Source organism: Deltaproteobacteria bacterium (assembly GCA_016218975.1).
GTDB lineage: Bacteria > Desulfobacterota > Deferrimicrobia > Deferrimicrobiales > Deferrimicrobiaceae > JAENIX01.
This window is the reverse complement of record JACRCO010000091.1, coordinates 1-5,666: the sequence shown is the minus strand read 5'-3', so window position 1 is coordinate 5,666 and position 5,666 is coordinate 1. Positions and strand designations below refer to the sequence as shown.

Here is a 5,666-nt window from a genome sequence, read left to right as displayed (position 1 = left end):
TTCACCATCCCCGCCTGGCTGCAGGAGAAGAGGTCCGGGTTCTTGTAGCTGGTGCGCGCGAAAATGTCCTTGAACGGGACATCGGCCGCGCTGCCATGGTTTTTTGCTTCGTGGCGGGCGTGCCCGCGGGTCTCTCGGACGAAGAACAGGGACAGGATCAGGCCCAGCACGACGAATCCGACTCCGAGGTAGAACGGGGCAGGCCGCAGACCGTAGGCTGCTGCGATGTACCCGGTGGCCAGCGCCGCCAGGGAAACGGCCAGATACCCGGAGAACTCGTTCAGTCCCATCGCCAGCCCCCGCCGCTTCGGCCCCACCAGGTCGATTTTCATGATGACGGTGGTCGACCAGCAGAGCCCCTGGTTGATCCCCAGCAGGAAGTTCGCGACCGTGATCCAGCCCCAGGACGGCGCCCACATCAGGATGAAGGGGATGGGCAGGCCGACGACCCAGCCGCCCACGAGGAGGGCTTTCCGCCCGATCCGGTCGGAGAACCGTCCCGCAGCCAGGTTGGTGAACGCCTTTACGAACCCGAACCCGACGATGAACGAGAGGATAACGCTCTTGGAGACCAACCCGAATTCCTGCTCGGCGACAAGCGGCAGGATGACCCGCTCCAGGCCGACCATTCCGCCGACGAAGGCGTTGACCAGGACCAGGAGAGAAAACTGGGCGAGGTTCTCCCGGAGACCCAGGACGGGGGCGTTCCCCGGAGGGTCCGGGGAACCGCGGTATTCAACCGATTTTTCCGCCGCCGAACTCTTCATGCCATTCCCCTTTAGAACGTCACGATGCGGTCAGCCTCCCGGATCAGCCCGTGAAGGTCTTTCATCGTCGACAACGGGCACAGCTCCGATCCTTGCGAGTTGCGAAGTTTCAGGCACGTCCCGCACGCCAGGATCTCCCCTCCGGCCTGGAGGAAGCTTTCCGCCTGCCCGCGTATGTCGAATTTCGGATCATCGATCCGGTCCAGCTCCACTCCCTCGGCAAGGAGAAACACTTTCACTTCGTCTCCCTCCTTTCGACCGAAGTTCGCCAGCCGGAAAGCGTTGAAAACCACTTCCGGGTTAGTCTGGGAAATCACCATTGCAAGCTTCATTTCTCCTCCTGCTTTGGATGAAATTATTTCGCCGCATGTTCGACTGCGGCCTGGAGCGCCAGTGCGCAAACCGTAAGGGACTCCTCCAGTCCGGCGTCCCCCCCTTTTTCAAAATCTTCATCGCGCGTAGCCATCGTATTCGTGATGTGGGCCAGGCAAACCACCGGCTTTCCGATGGCGGATCCCAGTGCCAGGAGCGCTGCCGCTTCCATCTCCACCGAAACGATTCCTTCCTCCCGCCGCGCCGAGATCAACGATTTCGTCTCGCGGAATGGTGCGTCCGTCGTCCAGGAGGCTCCTCTCCGTACTGGAGCGCCGGCTTCCGCGATCCGCCGCGAGACATCATCCATCAGCGACGAAGAAGCGGACGAATATCTCCCCACATGCTGGTAATGGTGGCTTGCTCCCTCGTCCCGCAACGCCTTGTCTATCAGGAGGAAAAACGGCGGGGAAAGATCTTTCGCTATGAGCCCCGCGGAGGAAAGGCTCACGACCGCCTTGCAACCGAGAGCGAACATCTCCTCGGCGACGAGGACGGCGAACGGCGCGCCGATAGTGCCGCCGATCACGCCGTATTCGGCTCCATCCGCTTTCCAACGGAATAGCTTCGTGTGAAAACAGGGCCACGCCGGTTCCGCCACGGCACGCCCCGTGGTGATGAGATATTCAACAAGCTCTCCGTCGAAATCCAGCAGGCACCCGGCCGGCGCCTTCATCCGCGGCAACTTCTTCCGGCGCCTGGCCGCTTCCAGCAAGTTGCGCGGCAGGAAGACCGGCGCCTCCGCCGGATCGTGCTCCAGAAGGGGGGAACGGCTATCTTCAGCCACGGGACGCCACCGTTTCCTTTTTCGCACGCTCTTTCTCCCGGTCGATCTGCTCCTTCGTCTTGCGGATGACCGGGAAGTCGGCGGCAAGCAGGGCGAGGATCCCGTCCGCCAGCTTCGGGCGGCTCAGGTAGTAGCAGCGCAGCGCGCCTTCCTGCGCGAAATCCACGATCTTCGCGTTGCGCAGGACCGTCAGGTGCTGGGAAATGTTCACCTGGGAAACGGGAAGGATATCTTCCATGTCCGTCACGCACCGTGTTCCCTTGCGCAGTTCGTCGAGGATCTGCAACCTCGTGGGGTGAGCGAATGCCTTGAGCAATTCGGCCCATTCGTACGCGCGGTCAGCGTCCATGCGCCCTCCTTATAGGGCATTAGAATGTTCTTATATTACATTAGACGTTGAAGAAAGCAAGACGTTTCATTCCAGGTGTTTCAAACCGGATGCTTCATGCCGGGTGCGCAAACCGGGGGGGGATTTCAGCCGAATATTTACCGGTAACATTCCGGGGACTTCGCTGTCTATCCAACGGGGAAGGAAGGAAAGGGTTGCCGAAAGCGGCAAATATCTTCACAAAATCGAAAAGCGAGGTGGCCACATGGAGAAATCACAGATGGAAGAGATAAGAGATACCGCCCGGCGGATCGCAAGTGAACGGCTGAAACCCCGCGCCGCGGAGACGGACCGTGGGCGGGTCTTTCCCAGGGAGAATATCCTGGCGCTCGGGGAATCGGGCTTTCACCGACTGATCGTATCCGAAGAGGAAGGAGGACTGGGACTCGGGAGAAACGTCTTCGCCGCGACGGTCGCAGAGCTGGCCAAGGGATGCGCCTCGACGGCCCTCGTTTATGTTTCCAGCGCAGTCGTCGGAAAAGCGATAGATCTGGCAGGCGGCGACACATTGAAGAAGACGTGGCTGCCGAAGCTGATGGAAGGCCGATCACTGGGGGCGTTCGCCGTCCACGAACCTGCCAGCGGAAGCAACGCAGGCGCCATCGCCACGAAGGCGGCAAAGGAGGACGGCCACTACGTCATCAACGGCACGAAGTTCTTCATTACATCGGCAGGGGAGGCGGACGTCTACCTGGTTCTCGTCCGGACGAATCCGGAGAAGGGCCCGCAGGGGATGTCAACATTGCTCGTCGAGAAAGATGCGCCCGGGTTGTCCTTCGGCCGGCCGGAAGAGAAAATGGGACTGACAAGCACATCCTCAAGGGAGATGTATTTCAACGACTGCCGCGTTCCCGCCGGCAACCTCATCGGGAAGGAAGGAGAAGGAATGCAGGTTATCGGAAGGAGCGTTGTAGGCTGGGGCTTCTTCGGAGCTGCCGGCATATCGGCCGGAATCGGCAGATCGGCAACCGGGCTCGCCGTCGACCATGCCAGGACAAGGATGATTGCAGGTCAGCCGATCGGGACACACCAGGCTGTCCAGTTAATGATCGCGGACATGGTCCTCAAGACGGAAGCCGCCGAATCGCTTTTGTCCGCCTGCGCGGAAAACGCCGACTCCGCGCCCGGCACCGCTGCGATCAACGGGTTCAAGGCCAAGCTTTTCGCATCGGAGGCCGCGGTGGAAGTAACCGACATTGCCATCCAGGTGCTGGGCGGGCACGGATACAGCCGTGATCACGTCGTCGAGCGCCTGTTCCGGGACGCAAGAGGTCTCACGCTCCACTTCAAGACTTCGGAATGGCTCCGCCAGGACATAGCAAAAGCCGCATTGACGTTATGAAAGATTCGGGTGGTAACATTTCGGGGACTCCTTTATCTATCAATGCAGGGAGAAAAGCGAAGATGCCGACAGGGGAAAAAGAACTTCTTCAAAAATCCGCCAGGGGCGATGCCGCCGCCTTCGGGGAGATCGTCCGCAGGTATCAATACCCCGTCTACGTAACGGCCCTGCAGATCGTTAAGGACCCGGCGGCCGCGCAGGACGCCGCCCAGGAAACTTTCATCTCCGCGTTCGCGTCGTTGAAAGACCTCCGGTCGATCGACACGTTCCCGTCGTGGCTGCGGAAGATCGCGCGCAACAAGGCCCTCGCCTTGAGGAAGGCGCAGGTCCGGCTTGCGCCGCTGGAAGATGCGGGCGTCCTGCAATCTCCCGCCGAGACGTCGGAAACGGAAAAGAAAGAGGAGCGCATCGAGGCCGACGCTTTCGAGGGTGAAGTCCGCAGGGTCGTCGCGTCGCTGTCCGAATCGTTGCGTTTCCCTCTGCTGCTCTGCTATCTCGACGGCGTTCCCACGGCGGAAGCGGCGCGGTTCCTCGGCATCTCGGATGGGGCAGTCAGGAAGCGGCTCCACGACGGAAAGAAGAAGCTCCAGGAACGGGTCGTAAGGATGGCGGAAAAGTCATTCCAGGAGTACCGCCTGCCTCGGGATTTCGCATCACGCTGCATATGCGGATGCAGGCGCGCGCGGCAGGCGAAAGGAAAATAAGCCGAAAGAAATGGCGATAGGAAAGGAGGTGATCCTGTTGGCGAAGAAGGATTGCGGGTGCGGGTGCGTCCCGCCGGGAAAGACCGCCAAGCCGAGCGTGAAGAAGGAACCGGTGAAATCACAAAAGAAACCGGCGAAGTGATTGCTGACCATCAGGAGAGACGGGGCATGGAAAATTCGGGCCCCGTCCCTTCTCATTCCGAGATCTGACGTGCGGTCAGAGGGGATAGAGCGGCGCATCCATCTTCTCGAAGTGCTTCCGGTTGAATGTGGCTATGCCTTGGGCACCTGCCCTCCCTGCGCTCACCACGATGTAGGCGTCGGCGAACTCCTGTCCGCTGTTCCTGCAGATCGAGACCGCCTCCTCGACAAGGTCGGCATCGGTCATCCGAAGTCCCTTCATCCCGCACATCCGTGAAAGCACGTCCAGCACCTCTTCCCGAGTAACACCGTACGACGACCGCAGGGTCCAGACGATCTCGAACAGGACGGGAGGACCGGTCACGAGCGCAACCTTCCCGGCCGATGCCCGGCGGAGGAGTACGGCTGCTTTCTCATGCTGGCCCTTGTCGTCCGTCGTGAAGAACCGCAGGAAGACGTTCGCGTCGACGAAGACCGCCTTCAACGCGATTTCCCCCGCGATCGGGTCGCGACAGCCCTCAACATTCCTTCCCGCTCTTCGGCCTCGGACAGAGCCTTCCCCAGGAATCCCTTCAGCTCGAAGAAGTCCCGGGGCCGCCGGATCAGGATGGCGTCCTCGGTCCCCTCGATGACCACGGCGTCTTGCGGTTTTATCCCCAACTTTTTCCGTAGCCGGATGGGAAGCGTAACCTGCCCCTTGGACGATATTTTGGCGACCGGCATGACGTTTTTCCTCCTCTACCGCATTTGTAAAGATTATTATGAAATGTAAAGAACAATATTTCAAGTAAAGCAGATGCTTGACACCACAGCAGGGTACGGGGTGCATCCCCCTCGAAGCGTGCGCTAATTTCGGATTGATTCCCATCCTGTGGCAAGTAAACTGACCATAGAGCCGATGATCACCGACGCGAAAAAGTGGGCTGCATTCGAGGAAGAGGCGATTCGGGCGGATAAGCCCGATTTCCGCAGAAATATGCGTTTGGTGGAGGCGATGTACCGGGAAGCCGCAGCCCTCGGCGCATTTCCTCCCGCTGACCTGCTCGAAGGTATCGACGTCGACATACGGATCGCGCGCGTGGTGAACGGTGTTCCGCCGCATTCTTGAACGAATAAGTCGCACACTGCAGAAGCAGGAAATCCCATACATGGTGATCGGGGGGCA

Annotated in this window: 9 protein-coding genes; 3 read left to right on the top strand and 6 right to left on the bottom strand. The window is 60.1% G+C overall.

What is annotated here, in order from left to right; genetic code table 11:
• From HY896_13140 to HY896_13125, 4 genes are all read right to left on the bottom strand, one after another.
• A partial coding sequence (locus tag HY896_13140) for an MFS transporter (protein MBI5577290.1) occupies window positions 1–767 on the bottom strand: 767 nt, incomplete at its 3' end.
• A gap of 11 nt (window positions 768–778) precedes the next feature.
• Complete coding sequence (locus HY896_13135) at window positions 779–1,099, bottom strand: DsrE family protein (protein ID MBI5577289.1); 321 nt, start codon at window positions 1,097–1,099, stop codon at window positions 779–781.
• Window positions 1,100–1,122: 23 nt separating this feature from the next.
• Complete coding sequence (locus tag HY896_13130; GenBank protein ID MBI5577288.1) at window positions 1,123–1,815, bottom strand: nucleoside phosphorylase; 693 nt, start codon at window positions 1,813–1,815, stop codon at window positions 1,123–1,125.
• 103 nt (window positions 1,816–1,918) lie between these two features.
• Window positions 1,919–2,275, bottom strand: coding sequence for a winged helix-turn-helix transcriptional regulator (locus tag HY896_13125; GenBank protein MBI5577287.1), 357 nt, complete (start codon window positions 2,273–2,275; stop codon window positions 1,919–1,921).
• Window positions 2,276–2,534: 259 nt separating this feature from the next.
• On the opposite strand from HY896_13125, the gene HY896_13120 reads away from it, so the two are divergent.
• Window positions 2,535–3,656, top strand: a complete 1,122-nt coding sequence (locus tag HY896_13120; protein ID MBI5577286.1) for an acyl-CoA dehydrogenase family protein — start codon at window positions 2,535–2,537, stop codon at window positions 3,654–3,656.
• A 62-nt stretch (window positions 3,657–3,718) separates the two neighbouring features.
• Window positions 3,719–4,360, top strand: a complete 642-nt coding sequence (locus tag HY896_13115; protein ID MBI5577285.1) for an RNA polymerase sigma factor — start codon at window positions 3,719–3,721, stop codon at window positions 4,358–4,360.
• 217 nt (window positions 4,361–4,577) lie between these two features.
• On the opposite strand, the gene HY896_13110 is transcribed toward HY896_13115, so the two are convergent.
• Together HY896_13110 and HY896_13105 are read right to left on the bottom strand one after the other, a co-directional pair.
• Entirely contained in the window at window positions 4,578–4,985 is a 408-nt protein-coding gene (locus tag HY896_13110) for a type II toxin-antitoxin system VapC family toxin (protein MBI5577284.1), read from the bottom strand.
• Complete coding sequence (locus HY896_13105) at window positions 4,982–5,224, bottom strand: AbrB/MazE/SpoVT family DNA-binding domain-containing protein (protein MBI5577283.1); 243 nt, start codon at window positions 5,222–5,224, stop codon at window positions 4,982–4,984. The genes HY896_13110 and HY896_13105 overlap by 4 nt, the downstream gene beginning before the upstream one ends.
• A 148-nt stretch (window positions 5,225–5,372) precedes the next feature.
• Here HY896_13105 and HY896_13100 point away from each other — a divergent pair, with 148 nt between their 5' ends.
• The gene (locus HY896_13100) at window positions 5,373–5,609 is read left to right on the top strand and encodes a hypothetical protein (protein ID MBI5577282.1); all 237 of its coding nucleotides are present in this window, start codon (window positions 5,373–5,375) and stop codon (window positions 5,607–5,609) included.
• Window positions 5,610–5,666: the final 57 nt, after the last annotated feature.

What these genes read in the sequence shown, in the direction of transcription:
- HY896_13135 (MBI5577289.1), bottom strand. Translation starts at nt 1,099, where the DNA reads ATGAAGCTTGCAATGGTGATTTCCCAGACTAACCCGGAAGTGGTTTTC.
- HY896_13130 (MBI5577288.1), bottom strand. Translation starts at nt 1,815, where the DNA reads ATGAAGGCGCCGGCCGGGTGCCTGCTGGATTTCGACGGAGAGCTTGTT.
- HY896_13125 (MBI5577287.1), bottom strand. Translation starts at nt 2,275, where the DNA reads ATGGACGCTGACCGCGCGTACGAATGGGCCGAATTGCTCAAGGCATTC.
- HY896_13120 (MBI5577286.1), top strand. Translation starts at nt 2,535, where the DNA reads ATGGAAGAGATAAGAGATACCGCCCGGCGGATCGCAAGTGAACGGCTG.
- HY896_13115 (MBI5577285.1), top strand. Translation starts at nt 3,719, where the DNA reads ATGCCGACAGGGGAAAAAGAACTTCTTCAAAAATCCGCCAGGGGCGAT.
- HY896_13105 (MBI5577283.1), bottom strand. Translation starts at nt 5,224, where the DNA reads ATGCCGGTCGCCAAAATATCGTCCAAGGGGCAGGTTACGCTTCCCATC.